The 21,459-nt window shown below is 59.6% G+C and carries 16 protein-coding genes; 2 read left to right on the forward strand and 14 right to left on the reverse strand.

All coding sequences use genetic code 11. From position 1 onward, the window contains the following. The first annotated feature begins 83 nt into the window (after positions 1-83). Positions 84-1,274 carry an amino acid aminotransferase gene (locus ABLU73_RS15560; protein WP_017899450.1) on the forward strand — a complete coding sequence of 397 codons (1,191 nt, stop codon included), beginning with the start codon at positions 84-86 and terminating at the stop codon, positions 1,272-1,274. 66 nt (positions 1,275-1,340) lie between these two features. Here ABLU73_RS15560 and ABLU73_RS15565 read toward each other — a convergent pair whose 3' ends face one another. The 7 genes from ABLU73_RS15565 to cmoM all read right to left on the reverse strand — a co-directional run bounded on the left by ABLU73_RS15565 (position 1,341) and on the right by cmoM (position 12,100). Further along, positions 1,341-1,988: an MBL fold metallo-hydrolase gene (locus ABLU73_RS15565; RefSeq protein WP_023289031.1), complete on the reverse strand. Its 648-nt coding sequence runs from the start codon at positions 1,986-1,988 to the stop codon at positions 1,341-1,343. A gap of 13 nt (positions 1,989-2,001) precedes the next feature. Beyond that, positions 2,002-2,553: a YcbK family protein gene (locus tag ABLU73_RS15570; RefSeq protein WP_004201403.1), complete on the reverse strand. Its 552-nt coding sequence runs from the start codon at positions 2,551-2,553 to the stop codon at positions 2,002-2,004. A 303-nt stretch (positions 2,554-2,856) separates the two neighbouring features. Then, positions 2,857-4,647, reverse strand: a complete 1,791-nt coding sequence (gene ldtD, locus ABLU73_RS15575) for a L,D-transpeptidase (RefSeq protein ID WP_004201402.1) — start codon at positions 4,645-4,647, stop codon at positions 2,857-2,859. Positions 4,648-4,847: 200 nt separating this feature from the next. Beyond that, positions 4,848-9,296 (reverse strand): chromosome partition protein MukB, encoded by a 4,449-nt coding sequence (gene mukB, locus ABLU73_RS15580; protein ID WP_023320073.1) that lies wholly within the window; start codon positions 9,294-9,296, stop codon positions 4,848-4,850. Next, positions 9,296-10,000, reverse strand: a complete 705-nt coding sequence (gene mukE / locus ABLU73_RS15585) for a chromosome partition protein MukE (protein WP_004150840.1) — start codon at positions 9,998-10,000, stop codon at positions 9,296-9,298. The genes mukB and mukE overlap by 1 nt, the downstream gene beginning before the upstream one ends. Next, complete coding sequence (gene mukF / locus ABLU73_RS15590; RefSeq protein ID WP_002898189.1) at positions 9,981-11,303, reverse strand: chromosome partition protein MukF; 1,323 nt, start codon at positions 11,301-11,303, stop codon at positions 9,981-9,983. Before mukF ends, mukE begins: the two co-directional genes overlap by 20 nt. Next, on the reverse strand, positions 11,300-12,100 hold the full coding sequence (cmoM, locus tag ABLU73_RS15595; RefSeq protein ID WP_017899447.1) for a tRNA uridine 5-oxyacetic acid(34) methyltransferase CmoM: 801 nt from the start codon (positions 12,098-12,100) through the stop codon (positions 11,300-11,302). Before cmoM ends, mukF begins: the two co-directional genes overlap by 4 nt. 121 nt (positions 12,101-12,221) lie before the next feature. Between cmoM and elyC the strand changes: the two genes are divergently transcribed. After that, positions 12,222-13,001, forward strand: coding sequence for an envelope biogenesis factor ElyC (gene elyC / locus ABLU73_RS15600; RefSeq protein ID WP_004201396.1), 780 nt, complete (start codon positions 12,222-12,224; stop codon positions 12,999-13,001). Here the strand turns inward: elyC and ABLU73_RS15605 are convergent. The 7 genes from ABLU73_RS15605 to ABLU73_RS15635 form a co-directional block, all read right to left on the reverse strand. Continuing rightward, positions 12,978-13,871 carry a YcbJ family phosphotransferase gene (locus ABLU73_RS15605; RefSeq protein ID WP_004201393.1) on the reverse strand — a complete coding sequence of 298 codons (894 nt, stop codon included), beginning with the start codon at positions 13,869-13,871 and terminating at the stop codon, positions 12,978-12,980. The genes elyC and ABLU73_RS15605 overlap by 24 nt on opposite strands. A gap of 137 nt (positions 13,872-14,008) precedes the next feature. Continuing rightward, the gene (gene kdsB, locus ABLU73_RS15610) at positions 14,009-14,755 is read right to left on the reverse strand and encodes a 3-deoxy-manno-octulosonate cytidylyltransferase (protein ID WP_004201392.1); all 747 of its coding nucleotides are present in this window, start codon (positions 14,753-14,755) and stop codon (positions 14,009-14,011) included. Then, complete coding sequence (gene ycaR, locus ABLU73_RS15615) at positions 14,752-14,934, reverse strand: protein YcaR (RefSeq protein WP_004201390.1); 183 nt, start codon at positions 14,932-14,934, stop codon at positions 14,752-14,754. Before ycaR ends, kdsB begins: the two co-directional genes overlap by 4 nt. Positions 14,935-14,997: 63 nt before the next feature. After that, on the reverse strand, positions 14,998-16,227 hold the full coding sequence (locus ABLU73_RS15620; protein WP_201357297.1) for a winged helix-turn-helix domain-containing protein: 1,230 nt from the start codon (positions 16,225-16,227) through the stop codon (positions 14,998-15,000). A gap of 54 nt (positions 16,228-16,281) precedes the next feature. Continuing rightward, positions 16,282-17,262 carry a tetraacyldisaccharide 4'-kinase gene (gene lpxK, locus ABLU73_RS15625; protein ID WP_064150391.1) on the reverse strand — a complete coding sequence of 327 codons (981 nt, stop codon included), beginning with the start codon at positions 17,260-17,262 and terminating at the stop codon, positions 16,282-16,284. After that, the gene (msbA, locus tag ABLU73_RS15630) at positions 17,259-19,007 is read right to left on the reverse strand and encodes a lipid A ABC transporter ATP-binding protein/permease MsbA (RefSeq protein ID WP_004201387.1); all 1,749 of its coding nucleotides are present in this window, start codon (positions 19,005-19,007) and stop codon (positions 17,259-17,261) included. The genes lpxK and msbA overlap by 4 nt, the downstream gene beginning before the upstream one ends. Positions 19,008-19,043: 36 nt before the next feature. Further along, positions 19,044-21,308, reverse strand: a complete 2,265-nt coding sequence (locus tag ABLU73_RS15635; RefSeq protein WP_231792706.1) for a ComEC family protein — start codon at positions 21,306-21,308, stop codon at positions 19,044-19,046. Between the last annotated feature and the right edge of the window lie 151 nt (positions 21,309-21,459).

Raw genomic sequence — 21,459 nt, forward strand, 5'->3', positions numbered from 1 at the left:
TTGTCGCAAACGGTTGGCAATTCGTTGTTCTCCCGTTAACCTGATAGCGGATTTCCCTTCAGTAATCACAATGGAACCTCGTCATGTTTGAGAACATTACCGCCGCCCCAGCCGACCCGATTTTAGGTCTGGCCGATCTGTTTCGTGCCGATGACCGCCCTGAAAAGATTAACCTCGGAATTGGTGTTTACAAGGATGAAACTGGTAAAACCCCCGTTCTGACCAGCGTCAAAAAAGCAGAGCAGTACCTGCTGGAAAATGAAACGACTAAAAACTATCTGGGCATCGATGGTATTCCTGAATTTGGTCGCTGCACCCAGGAGCTGCTGTTCGGTAAAGGCAATGCGATTATCGCCGATAAACGCGCCCGCACCGCGCAGACCCCGGGCGGTACCGGTGCACTGCGCGTCGCCGCAGACTTCCTCGCCAAAAACACCGACGTGAAACGCGTGTGGGTAAGCAACCCAAGCTGGCCAAACCATAAGAGTGTGTTTACCTCCGCCGGGCTGGAAGTGCGTGAATATGCCTACTACGACGCGGCTAACCACGCGCTGGACTTTGATGGTCTGCTTGCCAGCCTGAACGAAGCCCAGGCGGGCGACGTGGTACTGTTCCACGGCTGCTGCCACAACCCGACCGGTATCGATCCCACGCTCGATCAGTGGCAGACGCTGGCGCAGCTGTCGGTCGAGAAAGGCTGGCTGCCGCTGTTCGATTTCGCCTATCAGGGCTTCGCCCGCGGCCTGGAAGAAGATGCTGAAGGGTTGCGCGCCTTTGCTGCTCTGCATAAAGAGCTGCTGGTCGCCAGCTCCTACTCGAAAAACTTTGGCCTGTACAACGAGCGCGTCGGCGCCTGCACTCTGGTCGCCGCCGATCAGGAGACTGTAGACCGCGCATTCAGCCAGATGAAGTCGGTGATCCGCGCTAACTACTCCAACCCGCCTGCGCACGGCGCGTCCGTGGTCGCGACCATTCTGAGCAACGATGCGCTGCGGGCGATCTGGGAGCAGGAGCTGACCGATATGCGCCAGCGCATTCAGCGCATGCGACTGCTGTTCGTCAATACCCTGCAGGAAAAAGGCGCGAGCCGCGACTTCAGCTTTATCAGCAAACAGAACGGTATGTTCTCGTTCAGCGGCCTGACGAAAGAGCAGGTGCTGCGTCTGCGTGAAGAGTTCGCCATCTATGCGGTCGCGTCCGGCCGTATCAACGTGGCCGGCATGACGCCTGACAACATGGCGCCGCTGTGCGAAGCCATCGTCGCCGTGCTGTAAGCAATATTATTCGATATCAAGAAAAAGGCCGCGAATGCGGCCTTTTTTATGTTCGCGTCAGGTCGGTTACCAGACCGGCATCTCATCCTGCAGGAACGGGTTGTTGCGGCGTTCCTCACCCAGCGTCGACAGCGGACCATGGCCGGGAATAAAGGTCACGTCATCGCCCAACGGCAACAGCTTATCCTTAATGGCCGCGATCAGCTGCCCATGGTCGCCGCGTGGAAAATCACTGCGCCCCACCCCGCCTTTGAAAATCACATCTCCGGAAATGAGCAGTCGGGAAGCGTCATCAAAGAAGACCACGTGACCCGGCGTATGGCCCGGGCAGTGCAGTACCCGCAGCGCCACATTCCCCACATTAACCACATCGCCTTCATTGAGCCAGCGATCCGGACGCAGCGGCTGGCAATCCTCCAGGCCGAACATCCGGCTTTGCGCCGGTAATCCTTCCAGCCAGAACTCATCTTCTTTTTCCGGACCAATAACCGGTACGCCATAATGCTGCGCCAGTTCCGCAGCGGCGCCGACGTGATCGAGATGACCATGCGTCAGCAGGATCTGCATCAGCGTGACGCCAGCCTCCGCCACCACCGCTTTGATACGTTCAGCATCGCCGCCAGGATCGACCAGCGCAGCCAGCCGGGTTTGTTCGCACCAGATAAGAGAACAGTTCTGCGCGAACGCGGTAACCGGAATAATACGATAGTTCATGACGCTCCTTTCGTTACCAGTGCCTTACGGGACCGGTATCAATATGCACAAAGTTACTACGTGGGTAATATCCTACACCACCTGCGCGCATAGATAACGCCGCTTTGCGAATATTGCTTAACGAAATACCTTCAATATGGAAATCCATTGCCTGCCCCTTGGTGTGATAGCTGTGTTTTGCTACACCACGGCTTCGTGCGCGAAGCTCATCATTGGTATCGAGGGAACGATAGCCAGAGATAAGCTGGACAGGTTTGTTGGTGCCAAGTAGTCCCTGCAACCGATAAAGATGATCGAACAGATTTGGATCGATGGACTTAATTTTATTCGCGCGGTAATCACGGAAAAAATGGTTAAGTCTTGCTAATTCATCCTGAATATAGCCTCTGCCATCGAAAAACTCCGCCTTGAGTGATTCACCAGTATGCAGGTTATTCAGCGTCAAAATACGCGGACGGGGGGTCGAGAGGGTGGCAAATGCCGGCGCAGGGAGAATGGCGGCAGCACCCAGCGCAGCACCACCCAACGCCAGCAATCTGCGGCGATTAGCGTCAAATTTGTCCATGATAATCAGGTCTACAGTCAATGAATCGTTATATACTTTTTCCGCCTTGCGCGATGCAGAACCTCAGCACGCCATCGCTCGCCACAGCCTTGATGCAGCCCGGCAAAAGAGAGCGTTCGCGCTGACCGCGCTACGCATTGAGCGGAATGATATGTATATGCACTTCTGGCGCACGAAAGGCACCTTACCGGGCATTATTGCCAACGTCAAGGCAGCCTCACCCCAGGAAAATCGGGCGCTGCAGAGGAGCAGCGCCCTTTTTTACCCAGTGCTAGGACAACAAAATCCATTGAACTACTTCATTTACCTGATTAATTGTTCAGCTTTCGTCAGAATTTGTGCGCTGGATCGCGCAGTGATATCGTAATTGTAAATATCTGTTCGATATTGTGTACGTCCATCAGCGTCCACAAACGCCGTTAAGTAATATAAATTCACCGGTATATTTTGCCGAATATTGACATAGCGCGTGTCCCCTTGCTTCAGGGCATCAGAAATACGCGAGTCATTCCAGCCCGCATCCTGCAGCAGCATATTGGCCAGCTCCGAAGCCTTATTCACCCTCACACAGCCGGAACTGAGCGCACGAACATCCTTCTGGAACAGATTATGGTTCGGCGTATCGTGCAGGTAGATGGCATCGGAGCTCGGCATATTGAACTTGTAGCGTCCGAGCGAGTTACGCGCCCCGGGCGCCTGCTGGAAGCGGAACGGTAAGTTGTTCTCGGTGATGGTCGACCAGTCAACCCGATAAGGATCGATGGTCTCTTTACTGTTCCAGCCGCGCATCACGGTGTAGCCATGCTGCTCCAGATAGCCTGGATTGTTACGCACCTTCGGCAGGATATCTTTGCGCGCCAGGGTTGGCGGCACGTTCCACGGCGGATTGACCACCACGTTATTCAGCGCGCTGCTCATCATTGGCGTTTTGCGGTCTGGACGCCCCACAATCACCCGCGAGGCCAGCACCTGGCTGCCGTCCTGGTAATAGACCAGCGAGAACGCCGGAATATTGACCATAATGCCGGTGGATAGTTTGCCCGGCAGTAAGCGTAAACGCTGAATGTTCAGGGCCAGCACCCCTGCGCGCTGCGCGGAAGAGACGTTGAGCCAGTCGCGAGTCGACTGGCCGATGACGCCATCCGCCCCCAGCCCCTGCATCGCCTGGAAGCGCTTAACCCCCTCCACCAGCTGGCGATCGTACACGCCGCGCGCCGCGGGTTTGCTCTTTTTCTTCGCCGACGGGCTCACCACATCGCCAGGCAGAACGATATTGGCGGTATTGTCCAGCATCCCGGTACGCTGGAGGATCTCGCGCAGGGCACCGATATCATTGCTCCATTCGCCGGGGCGCAGCGAGCCGCTGCCGGTCATCTGCGGCCACGGGCGAGAATCAGCCACCAGCGCCAGCAGCGACTGATGCATGGCTTCATACTGCGGATGATGCGGCGCCAGGCCGGCGATAAACGCCGGCAGGGAGCCATTGTCCAGCGCCAGCTGCCACTGGTTAATCACCGACAGCGGCGGGGTCGCCATCTTGTACGGCGTTGAACTGTACAACCAGCGGGTCCCCTGGGTGGGGATGCCGCTGATAAAGTGCAGATAGCCCATCATGGCGTCCGACAGCACCACATCGCGCGCCATGCCGCTGACGGCGGGATCGGTCAGCAGACTGACCCAGGTGGTAAACTGCGGCTGAAAACCGGCGATGGCGATCTCCGCCAGCTGCTGCTGGAACGCCTGCACCGCCTCGCGGTTTTCCCACATCGGTTTCATATCCCTGGCGGCGTACAGCGACACCAGCGGATTCATAAAGACGGGTTTATACCCTGCCGGCAACAGCGCCTCGATCTGGGCGCGACTGTTTGCCGCCGTCGCCATCGACAGCGGCTGCTCACCGGCCAGCTTCGCGACCGCCGGCGATTGCCCATCGCTTTGCGCCAGCGCGACAGAGACCTCAGCGGGCGTCGCGGAACTGTCGCCGGGTACGACTTCAGGCTCTTCGGCCTGGACATTGAACAGCGGAGCAAATGCCAGTGCCAGGCTCAGGCTGAGCGCTGACAATGGACGACCATACCGTTTCTTTAGCAACATCCCTTGCCCCCTGTTGTCACACATTGCAGCCCAGAAAATTGGGGCTCTTTTTCAGTATATAAAGACGAAAAGGCTTTTGCCTTACCTAATGTAAAGAAGTTTAAAGATTATACCACCCTGGCATGCCGGGCTGGATAGAAAAAAAGGGCAACTTAACGTTGCCCTCTTCACCGCTTAACCGCCAGAATGTAGCCGCAGCCTCAGGAGGCGTCGGCCGTTCCCGGCAGCGCTTCCGGCAGCGGCGCGGCAAACCCGCGCAGCCCCACCACGTGGACGTGTTCGTGATTATTGAACACTTTACGCACCAGTTTATAGGTGGTGCCTTTCTCCGGACTGATGTTCTCCGGCGCCGCGATAATCAGCTGCATCTCCAGACGTTCGCACAGCTCGAACAGCGTGGCGATGGAGCGGGCATCGAGACGCGCCGCTTCATCGAGGAACAGCAGACGGCAAGGCGAGATATCCTTGCCGCGCAGCCGGCGGGATTCATCTTCCCAGCTCTGGACGACCATCACCAGAATCGACATCCCGGTACCGATCGCTTCCCCGGTGGACAGCGCGCCGGACTCCGCGCGCAGCCAGCCGTCGGAGCCGCGGTTAACTTCCACTTCCATCTCCAGATAGTTGCGGTAGTCGAGCAGCTCTTCACCGATGGTTTGCGGCGTGCGCTGCCCCATGTCGATCTGCGGATTCAGGCGCTGATAGAGCTTAGCCAGCGCTTCCGAGAAGGTCAGGCGGTTGCTGTTGAAGAGATCCTGATGCTGTTCATGCTGCTCGGAGAGCACATCGAGCAGCATCGAATGGGTCTCACGCACATTGACGTTCAGACGCACGCTGTTGACCTGGCCGAAGGAGACGCTCTGCAATCCCTGATTGAGCATCCGGATACGATTCTGCTCACGCTGAATGGTTTTGCGAATAATGTTGGCCACGCTGCGGGAGCTGATGGCCAGCTTCTGTTCGCGGTTTGTTAGCTCTTCGGTCAGGCGGCTGAGCTCAATCTCCATCTGCTCGATCGCTTCCACCGGATCATCGGTGCGGATAATATCCTGGCGGATACGCTCGCGCAGATGCTGGTAGACGGCAACGAAGAACTGAATTTTGCGCTCCGGACGCTTCGGATCTTCCGAGATACGCAGCACGTCGCGCAGATGTTCGTTATCAGCGACAGCCAGACGCAGCGCACCGAGCGCCTTATCCGACATGGAGCGCAGCTCGTCGGCGGAAAGATAGGCCAGCTCGCGGCGGTGCAGACGACGCTCGACGCCGTTGTCTTTCACCAGGCGCATCACCGCGCACCAGCCCGCCTTGGCGGTCACCACCTGCTCGCGCATTTCGCAATAATCGCGCTCTAACTTGCGCAGTTTGCGGGTCAGGTTGTCCATTTCCGCTTCGCAGAAGGTCAACGCTTTCTCCAGCTGATTGCGACGGGAGCGGTTATTGCTCAGTTGCATGTGCAGCTCATCGCGACGCGCACGGGCCCGCTCTTCCGCGCCGGCATCGGCGCGTACGCCAATGTCCTGCAGCTCTTTATACAGATCGTTAAGCAGCTCTTTCTTGGTGTCATACGAGCTCTTCAGCGAGGCCAGCACCTGATTGTACTGGCTAAGCTGCGCCGCATGGGCACGCATCGCGTCGCGCGCGCGGCTGCGTTCGGTTTCCGCCTGCTCCAGACGCTGGCGCAGCTTCTCGTTGAGATCGCTGTTGCCGCTGAGCATTTCCGCCGAATCGGAGTAGCTGAAGTGGGCCCGGCGCTGGACGACTTCCGCCAGGGCAAAAGCCTGCTGGCGCGCATCGCGCTGGGTCTGCTGCGCATAGGCGTAATCTTCTTTCAGCTGCTCAAACTGCTCCGGATCGCTCTGCAGCACCGAAACAATAGGCTCCAGCTTCGCCAACTGATTGCCGTGCTGCTGAATAAAGCGCGCGGCCTCCTGCGCTTCATCCAGACGTTCCTGGATCTCGTCCACGCGGTCGGCCAGCGTATCATCCGCCAGCAGATTCAGGCGCGGCAGCAGGCGGTTAAGCGCCGACACGCCCTCTTTCGCCTGCTCATACTGCACGCGGTTCTGTTGGTTATCGCTTTCATGGGCGCTCAGCGCGCGCTCCAGCTCGCCGCGGCGGCTGTTGAGTTTGCGGATCTCTTCTTCCGGATCGTCCTCGAAGGCCACCGCCAGATGGCTGCCGATGAAGCGGCTAAAAGCCTGATGCAAACGCTGTGTTTTCTGCACGTCAAACGACAGGGTCGCAAAACGCTCGGACAGCGATTCACGCTCGGCATGCAGGGTTTCAATGCGGTTTTCACGCGCGGCGCGGCCAAACAGCGGCAGCGACGGAAAGCGCGAATAACGCCACTGGCGGTCGGCAATCTTCACCACCACCGCTTTTTCCAGCTCGTCCACGCTGAATACGCTATCGTCAAAGGACTGCGGATCGCCTTCGATCAGATAGAGATCTTCCGGACAATCCTCCAGCCCTTCAAGCTGCTCGGCAACCTGCGACAGATCCGGCACCACGATGGCATGGCGCGACGGACCGTACAGCGCGGAGAAGTACGGCGCATCGTCAAGGCTGACATCATCGTAGATCTCGGACAGCAGAACGCCGCCGAACCGTTCCGCCAGCGCGTTGAGGCGCGGATCTTCCGAACCGCCCGGCTGGCTGAGACGCTCGATTTCTTCGTCGATGGCGCGCTTGCGGGCGCCGACCTCGTCACGTTCAACGATAGCTTCGCGCTCGCGCTCCAGCAGCTGCTGCAGGTATTCGGTAACCTCCTGGCCGGACTCAAACTGCTCGCCGCTCTGCTCGCACAGCTGGTTAAGGCTATTCTGCGCCGCCAGCCAGACCGGCGCCCGGCGCATCAGCGTCTGAGTGCGCGACTGCAGCTGCTCCAGCTCCTGGCGCAGGGTCATGCGCTGTTCCTGAGCGTTAGAAACGCTGTCGGCCAGCGAAGCGATGCGCGCTTCCAGCTCCTGATGCAGCGTTTCCAGATCGTCGATATCGTAGCGTTTGCCCTGGCGTTTGCAGAACTCAGCCAGCTGGCGCTCGGCGTCCTGCTGCTCGCGCAGGCGCTGCTCCAGCTCGTTGAGGCGGCTGCGCAGCCCCTGCGCCTGCTCGGCCTGGTGGCGCTGGTTCACGCCGTCGCGCAGCAATTCGCGCGCCACGTCCCAGGCTTCATTGCGCGCCAGCGGGCCGTTAATCGCCGCCACCAGCTGGTAGGCCTGTTCAAACTGGCTGTGCGCGGTTTGCGCCACGCTCATTTTCTGTTCCAGCGACAGCATTTTCTCCGTCGCTTCCTGCTCTTTCGCCTGGAAGGTTTCCAGCCACTCGTCGGCGCTCTCCGGCGTCAGGTCCGGCAGATGGCACAGCGCCTTCGCGCGCTCCAGCGCCTGCAGCGCCTGGTGATACTGAATGGCTCGGGTCTGCTGCACGTCAAGCGCCTGCTGATAGTCGGCGAGCTGGTTTTTCAGCTCATCCACTTCCAGCTCGGCGGCCTCGGCGCGGGCTTCGTTCTCTTCCTGGCGATCGATGGCTTCCGCCACCACTTCGTTCTGCTCTTCCAGACGGATCTGCAGCTCGTCAAGATCCGCTTCGTAGCGCTCGATTTTTTCCTGCTGACGCAGCGCGGTCTGCACCAGGTTCAGGTGATCGCTGGCGGCCTGGTAATCCGCTTCCAGATCGCCTTCTGCGCCGTTATGCTCCTGCAGCTCGCGCGCCATGTCGACGTGCTTATACTGCTCCGCCGCCAGTTGCGAACGCGAGGTAAAGAGATCGCGACGATACTCCAGCGCCTTATCAAGATGAATACGCCGCTCGTTGGCGTGACGCATATAGTCCGCCGCCACGTAGTTGGTGGCTTCGCTAATCAGATGTTTGAACAGATCGCGATCGGACTGGGTGACGCGGATCGCCTCGAGAGTCATGCGGTTTTCCCGCAGCGCCGCTTCCATATCCTGGAATGCCTTACGCACGCCGCTGTTTTCCGGCAACAGGTAGTCGCGCAGCGAGCGGGTAATGGTGCTGGAGATCCCGCCGTACAGCGAGGCCTCGATCAGGCGATAATATTTACTTCGATCGGAGGCGGAACGCAGACGGCGCGCCACCACGCCCAGATCGAACATCAGCGAATGATACTCGGTGATCGAGTTGAACTGCTTAAACTGGACCCCTTCCATCGCCTCGAGCTTGTCTTTCAGCTCATTGAGACTGACTACGCGCGCCTGGCGATCGTTCAGCGTTTCGGTTAACAGCTGGGTCGGCAGGATAGAGGTGGGCAGCCCCTGAATGGCGAAAGGCTTGATATCGACTTTGCGATCGCGCCCGGCAACCTGCTGCAGGCGCACGCCGACCACCACGCGCTGATGGCGGGAGTTGATAACGTCGAGCACTGAGTAACAGACGCCGGCGCGCAGCTTACCGTGCAGGCCTTTATCGCGTGAGCCGCTGGTGGCCCCCGCTTCGGTGGTGTTACGGAAGTGCAGCAGGGTTAAATCGGGGATCAGCGCCGTGACGAAGGCCGCCATGGTCGTCGACTTACCGGCGCCGTTCCCCCCGGAGAGGGTAGTGACCAGTTCATCAAGATCAAAGGTCCGGGCAAAGAAGCCGTTCCAGTTAACCAGCGTCAGCGAGCGAAACTTACCGCGTTCAATCATTACTCTTCCTCCCCGCTATCCGGCTGGTTCTCTTCATTCTCATCATTGAGCTGCAGGTGATTTTCCAGGGCCATCGCTTCCCCGTCGCGGATCAGGCGGCGCTGCGCCTCGCGCGGGTCGTCGCCGGCGCGTACATCGGCGCCAAAGCGGAATACCGATTCGGTAATGCGGAACTTACTGCTGTCGTGGCCCATAAACCACACCATCCCCAGACGGCGCAGGCGGTTTAGCGACGCGCGCATTTTTTCCTGCAGCTTCTGACGGTCCAGATCCGAACCGGTGGAACGGTTGTTGACCAGCTTCAGCAGCCTGGATTCATCCGCCAGGGTCAGCAGCTCGTCATACAGCTCCTGCTGGGTGAAAATTCCTTCGTTTGCCAGGCGCTCCGGGCTGAGATAGAGATAGCAAAGAATTTTGCCCACCATCATATCCAGTTCGGACAGCACCGAGCGTGAAATCAGGGTTGTGGAACGCGGGCGCAGGTAGAAAAACCCCTCCGGCGCGCGGATCAGCTCGACGTTATAGCGAGCGTAAAACTCTTCCAGATAATCCTGGAAGTCCATCAAAAATGCGTGATTATCCAGCTCGTCGAGGCCGATATGTCGGCCCGCGCGCAAGGCGCTGTCCAGCGCCGGAAATAACGGATTGGCTAACGCCTGCGCCAACTTAACCGGCATCACTTGTTCAATATTTGTCAATGACATGCGCCTGTACCTTGGCTCCGTAATCATTAATCGGCTGCCATTTGGCTGGCAGTCCGGTGAAATCTGCTTGGGCGACGCCCAGCTGTACCGCCTGATCCACGACGATCCGCGCCACGTCGAAGTGACGCCCGCGCGGATACTGCGCCAGGAACTCCCGCGCCACCAGGCCGAGATCCAGCGGTATTCCTTTCTCTTTATAGACCGCCAGCTGCGCTTCGATCAGCGCCGCCAGCTGCTCGCGAATTTCGTTAAACTCTTCAAATTCGAGGTCCGCCGGCAGCTCGCCGGTGACCTCTTCATCGCGCAGGGCCATCTCCTCGTCGCGCATATCCAGCAGACGGTCGGCGTTGGCGTAAGTCAGCGCCCACGGCTCATCAAAATAGGTCTGTACCGACTGGCGCAGACGCTGGGCGAAGACGCGGTTCTTATCCATATCGATAGCGGTACGGATAAACTTGTGCACGTGGCGGTCATAGCCGATCCACAGGTCAATCGCCTGTTGGCCCCAGCTGACGATGCGGTCGAGCTTGCTTTGCAGGTCGAACACCAGCCGGTCGACAAAATGGAGATCGTCGCGCGCCATGGTCGAATCCTGAATGCGCAGCAGATTCGCCTGCAGCTTATCCCCCGCCGCATCCAGCGTATCCTGCAGTTCACGCAGGGTGCCAGAGGTTTCCGACAGCAACAGTTCACAGCTGGAAATCGCCGCGCGCCAGTCTTTGTTCAACAGCTGCGCGATATCGTCTTTCACCAGCTGCTGCTGCTCATCCATGATGCGCTGCGTCAGGTCGATGCTGTCGAAAATTTCCGCTACCGAATACTTCAGCGGGGCAAAAACGTTGCGATGCCAGTGAAACTCATCGCCGCCCTCTTCCGCAGCATCCGCCGCGCGCTTCAGCTCGCCGGCGACGATCGACAACTGCATCGAGAGACGCAGCGTCGAAAATTCGCGCTGCCGGATATAATAATCGGTGATCCCGATCCCCAACGGCGTCAGACGATAGATTGCATTGCCTTCGGTAATTTCGCTGGTAAAGCGGTTCAGCAGACGCTGGCGCACCAAATCGTTGATGGCGTTATTGGCGCGCTGGCTGATGGTTTCGCTGGTCTGCTCAAACGCATCACTCACGTGGCGGAACGCATCCACCAGTTCTCCCTCGCTCATTTCCCCTTCCAGCCGTTCGCCATTCAGGGTGGCGATCGCCAGCAGGAAAGAGAGTCTGTCGACCGGCAGCGAGATAGAAAAATCATTTTTCCTGGCCCAGGCAACCAGTTCGGGGACTGTCTGGGAAAATTCACTCATACTTTATCCTTGCATCTGCGGCTATGAGCCTGGCTCTTAAGCGCGGTGACATGAATATAACGGCCCAGGCTGAGGTACGGCTCCTGACGACAGTAGCGCGTCTCCAGCTCCAGCAGCGCCGCATAGCTGTCATGCTGTTGGCGTTTTTCACGCAGATAATCATGAAACACCCGCACGCCGGTTTTGCTGACAATCTGCCAGCCAATCTCTTCCAGCCAGTGATAAACCTGCTGCGGCTCACGCGGATAGTCCGGCGACAGCGTGCGTTTTTTCTTTTTTGGCATGCCCAGTTGTACGTAATCGAAATTACCGGCAACCATATTGTGCATCAGCAGGCCGTTAGCATTGTAGAACATCAACGACAAGCCGCCGCCAGGACGCAGCGTCGACCACAGGGTACGCAGCACCGCCTGGGGCTCCGCCACCCACTCCAGCACCGCATGAAACAGTACCAGATCGACCGGGCTTTCCAAGTGCTGCGCAATATCCTGAGCCGCGCATTGTACAAAATGCATGTTGTCGATCACACCTTTATCGACAGCAGCCTGGCGGGCGCGGGCCACCATTTCAGCGGAGAGATCGCACAGCGTCACGTGATGGCCCAGTTGCGCCACTTTAATGGCCGTTTGCCCTTCGCCGCCGCCGGCATCCAGTACCCTCAGCGGCCCCGGCCCCAGCTGCGCCAGCAGCGGCTCCAGATCCTGCCAGAGGATCGCCTGGCGCAGCTGGCCTTTTGTGGTGCCGTAAATATTGCGCGAAAACTTTTCAGCAATGTCATCGAAATTGCGATCCTGCACGGGCGACTCCACAAGCCAACACAAAACCGCTATTTTGTCATACCCACGCCGAGAATGAAGCGATCTGTTATAAGATCCGAACATAACTTTGGTTATATGGTTAAAAAAGGAACCATCTGGCATGCTTTTCACGCTAAAAAAGATCGTCGGCGGTCTGCTGCTACCGCTTCCTGCCCTGCTGTTGCTGATCGGTATCGGGATCGCCCTGTTATGGTTCAGCCGCTTTCAACGTACCGGGAAGTTTTGCGTGAGCCTCGGCTGGCTGCTGCTGACGCTGCTGAGCCTGCAGCCCGTGGCAGACAGCCTGCTTAAACCGATAGAAGATCGCTATCCCACCTGGCGCGGCGAGCAGCCGGTGAGCTACGTGGTGGTGCTGGGCGGCGGCTATACCTGGAACCCGGAGTGGGCGCCTAGCTCTAACCTTATCAGCAACAGCCTGCCGCGCCTGACGGAGGGCATTCGCCTGTGGCAGGAGAATCCGGGATCGAAAATGATCTTTACCGGCGCGGCGGCAAAAACCAACCCCGTCAGCACGGCGGAGGCCGGGGCGAGAGTGGCGGAGAGCCTCGGCGTACCGCGCAGCGATATCATCGTGCTCGATAAGCCGAAAGATACGGAAGAGGAAGCGCTGGCGGTGAAGGGCGCCATCGGCGACGCCCCCTTCCTGCTGGTCACCTCGGCGTCGCATCTTCCGCGGGCGATGATCTTCTTTCGCCATGCCGGTCTGGATCCGCTGCCCGCGCCGGCTAATCAGATGGCGGTCACATCACCGCTCAATCCGTGGGAGCGGGTCATTCCTTCACCGGTGTGGCTGATGCACAGCGACCGGGTCGGCTATGAAACGCTTGGTCGCGTCTGGCAATGGCTGAAAGGCAGCTCAGGCGAGCCAGGGCAGGAGTGATTTTGCGGCGAGGTCGAAACGGGCGCGGTCAAAGCGCCCGGTATTGACCAGGCTATCCACCTCATCCCACAGCAGATAAAGCCAGCGCCGCCAGACAAAGGCCTCGGAGACCGGCGCCTGCTGCAGGTAACGCCATAGCAGCTGCTCGGCCTGGCCCCCCTCCGCGAGACGGAACAGTTCGTACTCCCGCGGCGCCCACAGCATCATCCCCGGACCAACCATCGCCAGCAGCTGATCGCTGCGCGGATCTTTCAGCATGCTGCGCAGGGTGAAATTGCCGTGCACCAGTACGGCATTATCATTGAAATCGCGGAACAGCTCCGGCAGACACTCGCGGGAGCGGAACAAAACCCGCTTATCCTGCATGGTCAGACCGGTGTCCTGATACAGGTTCAGGGTGCTCCACAACATCGCCACCCGCTGCCGGTACCAGTTCGGCCACAGATTGTCCTGGGTATTATCGACCATCCCCACGCAGCCGCCGCTGTCCTGACGATGCCAGGCCAGCAGCGCCTCGACGATCTGCTCCTGCAGCTGCTCCCAGCGCGCCGGGGTGCGGGTGGGCGCCTCCACCGGGACGCCGCGCAGGCGCTCAAGCAGCAGCACGTCCGGCCCGGGATGCTCTTCATGCGTCATCACGCCATAGACCACCGGCATGCGCACCGTACCGCTGCGCGCCAGAGTGGAGATCTTCCAGGCCAGCTGCCGCGCCACGCCGGGGGTGGTGAAACTTCGCGCCAGCAGCGGCATCGGATTTCCCTGCGCGTCATACAGGGACCACAGCGCCGTAGCGGCTTTTTCACTGACACACTCCACCCGGCTCAGCTTTTCGCCAAGCAGGTGACTCAGTTCGGTTCGCAACTGTTCCATTGTCGATTACCCCTATGAACACTACTGATTTCATAATGAGCGCCCGCACCAGGGTTGTCATCGGATAAGATCAAAAATGGGCAAAAAAAGCATAAAACCGGTGGGAATATCCCCTCCTGCAAGGAGGGGACAGAGGACTAACGCAGTTCAGCGCGGACGCGCGCCAGATCTTCAGGGGTATCGACGCCGGTGCCGGGCACTTCGGCCGCCACGGCGACATGGATCTTCTCGCCATACCACAGCACCCGCAGCTGCTCGAGCATTTCTATCTGCTCCAGCGGGCTTGGCGCCCAGCTGACATAGCGGCGAATAAAGCCGGCGCGATAGCCATAGATGCCGATGTGGCGCAGCAGAGAATCACCAATGGCGTCGCGGGAGTGGGCAAAGCGATCGCGATCCCAGGGAATGGTGGCGCGGGAGAAATAGAGCGCATAGCCCTGCGCATCCATCACCACTTTGACCGCATTTGGATTAAACGCCTCTTCCGCATCGTGGATCGGTACCGCCAGCGTCGCCATTCCGCTGGTGCTGGCAGCCAGATTCTCCGCCACCTGGCGGACGATAGCCGGGGGGATCATCGGCTCATCGCCCTGGATATTGACGATGATGGTGTCATCGCTGAACGCGCACTTCTCCACCACCTCCGCCAGCCGTTCGGTGCCGGATTGATGGTCGGCGCGGGTCATGCAGACCTCGCCGCCGGCGGCTTCAACCGCCCGGGCGACCTCTTCGTGATCGGTGGCGACAATAATGCGATCCGCGCCGGATTCGCGGGCGCGCTCCAGCACATGGACAATCATCGGCTTGCCGTTAATGTCCTGCAGTGGTTTTCCCGGCAGGCGCGTGGAGGCGAAACGCGCAGGAATAATGACCACGAAACTCATGAGTGACTCTCTTCTACCGCCAGCGGACGCGCTTCTGTCTCCAGCAGCACAGGGATACCGTCGCGCAGTGGAAACGCCAGACTATCAAGTTTGCAAATAAGTTCTTGCTTATCCTGACTGTAATACAGCTTACCGTTACAGACCGGGCAGGCGATGATTTCAAGTAAACGGTGATCCATGTTTCCTCCTGATGGACCGGATAGATTTCTCAGCAGCATAACACAGGAAGGTCGGCGCCGGGATCAATCGGCATCGATTTCCCATCCTCGCTCCTGGCCGACAAACAGCCCTTCCGGCAGGCGTCGACACAGGATCCGGTCTGCCGATTGCCAGCGTGCGAAGTCGTTGATCGCCCGGCGCAGCCCCTGCTCCAGACCACGGGTGATCTTCACCTCATCCTCCAGCCACAGGGCGAAGATCTCCAGCTCCCGGCTTTTGCGATGTATTTTACTGTCCATCCGCCCGACCAGTTTCCCCTGGTGCAGCAGAGGCAGTACGAAGTAGCCATACTGACGCTTCGGCGCCGGGGTATAGCACTCCAGGCGATAGCTGAAGTTGAACAGTTGCTCAGCGCGCTTCCGATCCCAGACCACCGGGTCGAAGGGCGAGAGCACGGCGCTATGGCTGGCGGTAAGTTTACCGCCGGGCGCTGACTCCAGCTGCGCCAGCGCGTCGCGATGCAGCCACATCTCGCCAAGCGCTTCCACGTCGACTGGCACAACCAGGCCCTCTTCCTGCCAGGCCGCCAGCAAACCCGGTAGCGCCGGCTGACGTAAACGATAGTAATCCGCCAGCCACTGGGGGCGAAAGATGCCGAGGCTGCGGGCGCTGTTGCGCAGCATGATGGCCTCTGCAGCGTCGCGGGACAGCGCATCGCGCTCGTCGTCCCAGTGCGGCATCACCCGCCGGGTTAAATCATACACGCGGTGAAAGTTGCGCCGCTCCACCACCATCACTTCACCGGCGGTAAACAGCCCTTCCAGGTGGCGCTTATGCGGTTTCCACTCCCACCAGCCGCTGGCGCCTTTGCGTGGGTGGGCAAAATCCGCCGAGCGAACCGGTCCGTTTTGTCCGATATGCGCCACCAGCTCTGCAATACTTCCGGCATGCTCCTCCATCCACGCGCGATGATATTTCCAGCCCATCTTGTCGGGGTTCAACATTCGGTGGCGCACAAGGGCGAAATCGCTGCGCGGCAGAAAACAGGCTTCATGCGCCCAGTATTCCATCAGCTCGCCGCTGCGCAATGACTCATCCAGCCAGTGCTGCGGATAGCTGCCGAGGCGGCTGAACAACACCAGGTAGGGGCTGCGGGCCACCACGTTGATGGTATCGATTTGCAGCAGCGACATTTGCTGGATGGTGGAAAGGATGTCATTCGGGCGAGCGCGACGCCGGGGCTTTTTTAATAACCCCTGCGCCACGAGATGGAGGTGGCGCGCCTCATTAAGCGATAGTTGCAATACCGACATGCAGCTTCTCCGTCAGGAATTCCAGCACAGCGGCGAGCAAAGCCGGCGCGTCGGTTAACGTTGCGCCAACGTCGCTAAGTCCGCAAGCAACCGCTGTGCGCGTTCATCGGCCATTATGGCGTCGACCGGTAAATACCACCAGTTCGCAGCGGCGAAATCGCGACATTTCACGGCGTCTTTCTCGGTCATCAGCAGCGTCTGCCCGGCGGTTACCAGAGCGGCGACATCGGCCTGGCTCAGCGCCTGATGGTCCGCCAGCGCCACGGTTTTGACCGGCTGGACGCCACAGCTTTCGAGGGTGGCGAAAAAGCGCGGCGGATGGCCGATGCCGGCCATTGCCACTACGTTAGTGAAGGTAGAGACATCGCGACGTTCGCCGGTGAGCAGGTTGACTGCCATTCCGGGACGCAGCTGCATCGGGATCTCTCCCGGACGCGACACGCCGCCGTTGACGATAATCGCATCAACGCTTTGCAAGCGCGATGCCCGCTCACGCATCGGCCCGGCAGGCAGCCACCAGCCGTTGCCAAAGCGGCGCACGCCGTCGATGACGACAATTTCCCGGTCCCGCGCCAGCTTATAGTGCTGCAACCCATCGTCGGTGACGATAATCTGCAGCTCGTGCGCGCTGAGCAGCGCTTTCACCGCGTCGCTGCGGAGCGGAGAGACCGCCACCGGCGCGCCGGTGCGCTGATGGATGAGCACCGGTTCATCGCCTGCCTGCGCCGTACTGGTCCGGTCAGTTAATACCAGCGGGTAGCGTTCGGCTTTACCGCCGTAGCCGCGAGAGACCACCCCAACGCGAATGCCGCGCTGCTGCAGTTGCTCCACCAGCCAGATCACCACCGGCGTTTTACCGTTGCCGCCGGCGGTCAGGTTACCGACCACCACCACCGGCACCGGCGCGCGCCAGGCTTTTTTCCACCCCAGCTGATAGCTGAGGCGAATCAACGCGCTCACCAGGCCATACAGCCAGGAGAGCGGCAGCAGCAGGCGCCACAGCGGCGACTCACCGGACCAGATGCGCGCGATCATTCGCCGAATTGCATCTTATGCAGCTGGGCGTATACGCCTTTATGCTCCAGCAGGTCGTGGTGCGTTCCGCGCTCCACGATCCGCCCGTCTTCAACCACCACAATCTCATCAGCCTGCTCAATGGTTGACAAACGGTGGGCAATAACCAGCGAGGTGCGGTTTTTCTGCAGCTCATCCAGCGCCGCCTGAATCGCACGCTCGGACTCGGTATCCAGCGCCGAGGTGGCTTCATCGAGGATCAGGATCGGGCTGTTACGCAGTAGCGCACGGGCAATAGCAATACGCTGGCGCTGGCCGCCGGACAGCATCACGCCATTTTCGCCGATGATGGTATCCAGGCCATTGTCCATCTTGTTGATGAAGTCCATGGCGTAGGCCATTCGCGCAGCCTCTTCAATCTGCTCGCGGCTGTACTCTTCAGTACGGGCATAGGCGATGTTATTGGCGACGGTATCATTGAACAGGTGCACGTTCTGTGAAACCAGCGCTACCTGGTCGCGCAGCGAGCTCAGCTTGTACTCGCGCAAGTCATGGCCATCCAGCAGGATCTGCCCATCGTCGACATCGTAGAAGCGCGTGATAAGGCTGGCGATGGTCGATTTACCCGAACCGGAGCGTCCCACCAGCGCCACAGTTTTCCCTTCCGGGATATCGAGATTGATATTGCGCAGCGCGGCCACTTCGCGACCCGGATAGGTAAAGGTGACGTTCTCGAACTTGAGATTGCCTTTCGCCCGCTCAATGACGCGGGTACCTTCGTCTTTCTCCTGCTCGGAATCGAGGATCGCAAACAGCGTCTGGCATGCCGCCATCCCGCGCTGGAACTGGGCATTGACGTTGGTCAGAGACTTCAGCGGACGCATCAGCGCAATCATGGAGGAGAAGACCACGGTAATGGTCCCAGCGGTCAGGGTGTCCATCACGCTCGGGAAGCTGGCGGCATACAGGACAAAGGCCAGCGCCAGGGAGGCGATAAGCTGAATGATCGGGTCGGAGATAGACGAGGCGGAAACCATTTTCATCCCCTGCAGGCGCATTTTATTGCTGACCTTATCAAAACGTTTGGTTTCCACTTCCTGGCCGCCAAACATCAGCACCTCTTTGTGCCCTTTCAGCATCTGCTCAGCGCTGGTGGTGACCTGCCCCATCGTGTTCTGCATATTCTTACTGATATTGCGAAAACGCTTGGAGACCACGCGGATTGCTACCGACACGATTGGCGCCAGTACAATTAGGATCAACGACAGCTGCCAGCTGTAATAGAACATCATCACGAACAGGCCGATAATCGATGCCCCTTCGCGGACCACGGTGATCAGCGCGCTGGAAGAGGAGGAAGCGACCTGTTCAGAATCATAGGTGATACGTGACAGCAGCGTCCCGGTAGACTGCTTGTCAAAGAAAGCCACCGGCATGCCCATCATGTGGCCGAACAGGCGACGACGCATGGTCATTACCACTTTGCCGGAAACCCAGGAGATACAATAGCTCGAGATGTAGCTGGTGATCCCACGCAGCACCATCAGCCCGATAACCACCAGCGGCATCCATAGCAGCACTGAGCGATCCGTTTTACCAAAACCATCATCCAATAACGGTTTAAGAAGCGATAACATGAAGGTGTCACTGCCCGCGTTAAGCACTAACGCCACCGCCGCTACGATTAGCCCGGCTTTAAACGGTGCAATAATCGGCCAAAGTCGGCGGAAGGTCTGCCACGTGGAGAGATCTTTATCGTTCTGCATTCAATAAACCAGCTTGTGTTGAAATAGCCGCATATTCTACCCGTTATCGGCGGGCGCGCCAAACCACTGATGATACCAACGAGGTAAAACTTGATCCCGTAAGCTATGGATTTGCCACCCTTCTGCAGAAAAAACCACCGTTATCTGCCCCTGCTGCGGCGTGGCGAACCAGCGATACCCCCGCTGGCGATAGCGCTGAACGACCTTGTGCGAGGGCATCCGCCACGCATTGTAGCGCGAAGCGGAAACCAGCGCGGCCGCGCCATCCACCCACCGGACCAGCAGTTCGCTGGAGGAGGTGTTGCTGCCGTGATGGGGAACCTGGATAAGTGTAGACGCCAGATGCTGCCAGTAGCGGCTGATCATCGCCTGCTCCGCCTGACGTTCGATATCGCCGGTCAGCAGGATGCTGGAGCGACCGTCATCGATTCGCACCACGCAGGAGTGATTGTTTCCCTTTGCCGCGCTGCCCGGCAGCGGCCACAGCGCCTGGAAAGTGAGTCCCTGCCACTGCCAGCGTTCGCCGCGATGGCACGGCAGATGATGCGCCCAGCCTAAAGGGCTGCGCACCCACGCCTGCGGCCAAGCCTGCAGCACAGATTCGAGGCCGCCGCGATGGTCAAGATGCTCGTGGCTCAGCATAATCCCCTGCAGCTGCAGATGGTGCCAGCGCAGCCAAGGGATAATCACCTGTCGACCGCTGTCGCCCTGCGGCCATGCCGGCCCGGTATCGTACAATAACGCCTTGCCGTGACGTTCGATCACCATCGCCAGCCCCTGCCCGACATCCAGCATCGTCACCCGCCATTGGTCCGCGGGCGGTTGCCGGCTGAATGGCCGCGCCAGCAAAAACAGCACACTCAGACACAGCGCTGGAGTATACCGCCAGCTCTGAAAACGCCAGCCCATCACCAGCAGCCACGGCAGGCTACTGATCCAGAGCCAACGGGCATCCAGCGTCAGCCAGCCGTCCGGTAAACGTCGTAACCCCCAGAACAACACCGCCAGCACGCGATCGGCTGCCAGCCAGATCAGCGACGCCACCACCTCCGGTCCAGTGAGATGCAGGAGCATTCCGGCGAGAATGAGCGGCACCGCCAGCAGGGTCACTAACGGTACCGCCAGCAAATTAGCGGCCATCGACGTCAGGCTTATGCCATGGAAGAGCAGCAGTTGCAGCGGCATCAGCAGCAGCGTCACGCCAGCCTGCAAATGCATGAGGGCGAACAGCGCTTTCCAAGGCCAGCGCCAGCGACTATCAGGCAGCGGTAACCACTGGAACCAGAAGATCAGCCCCGCCACGGCGAAGGCGGATAGCCACAGGCTTTGCGACAACACCGCCAGCGGATCGGCAACAAGAATCGCCCCCAGACAGCAGAGCCACACCTGCCACGCCGTCCAGCGTTGACCCGACAAACGTAAAGCACAACAGACTGCAAGCCCTACGCAAGTGCGCAGGGCCGGTGGCTGCATACCGGTCAGCCAGGCATAGCCGACGGCGCCCGCCAGCCCGGCCAGCAGCGGTAGCCGCCAGCCGATCCAGCGCCCCGGGAAAAGGGACTGTAAACCGCGCAGCAGGAGCACAATCAGGGAAGCCGCAAGGGCAATATGCAAACCGGAGATAGCCATCAGGTGGGAGGTGCCTGTGTTCTGCATCAGGACTTTGACCTCCGCCGGCAGCGCCAGCCGCTCCCCCATCCCCAGGCCCAGCATCACCGGATGCCAGGGATAAGTCTGCAATCGCCGGGTCAGCGACGCCAGGTAGCGGGCGCGCAGACTGCAGCGGGTATCCAACGCGGAAGCGGCGACGATCCCCCCGCTCAGCGGCCGATGCTGGGCCAGCGCATAGCGCTGGCTGTCGAAGCCTCCGTCATTGAGCTGCCCATGCACCGGCCGCAGGCGCAGCGTCATCATCCAGCGCTGCCCCGCACAGACGGGGGCTGGTGCAAGTTCCCCGTATAACGTCACGCCAACCGGGGGGAACAGGAAGCGGTCCGCCAGGCGCACAATCTGTCCGCGGTGCAGAGTCTGGCCATCCGTCTCGTGGAGGAACACTTCCGCCTGCCGGGCGGCGCCGGTGAGGTGCTGCGTTGGCCACAGCGCCTGATATGCGCTCAATACTCCCCAGACCATCAGCAGAAGCGTCATCGCCACAACGGCGATGACCGTCCCGCGCAGACGGGTCAGCAACAGCGCCAGTACGCCGGCGAACGCCAGAATGCCCGGGCCCGGCAACGCGGGTAGCCAGAGTAGCGGCAGTATCGCGATGATGGCGCATCCGGCAAGCCATGGTAGACGCATAAACACCTCCCTGTGAGCGGGCAGTGTTACGCAAAGCGAAGCTGACGTCCTCGGGCAGAATTCAGGCGCGCGTGCAGCATTCAAGACAATCGTCACGCTTGCAGTAAGGTGCTTTTTTTTTGCGAAGCGGGACGTAAATGGCGGGCACAAA

Source organism: Klebsiella sp. GG_Kp175 (genome assembly GCF_040062325.1).
In the GTDB taxonomy this organism is placed as follows: Bacteria; Pseudomonadota; Gammaproteobacteria; order Enterobacterales; family Enterobacteriaceae; genus Klebsiella; species Klebsiella quasipneumoniae.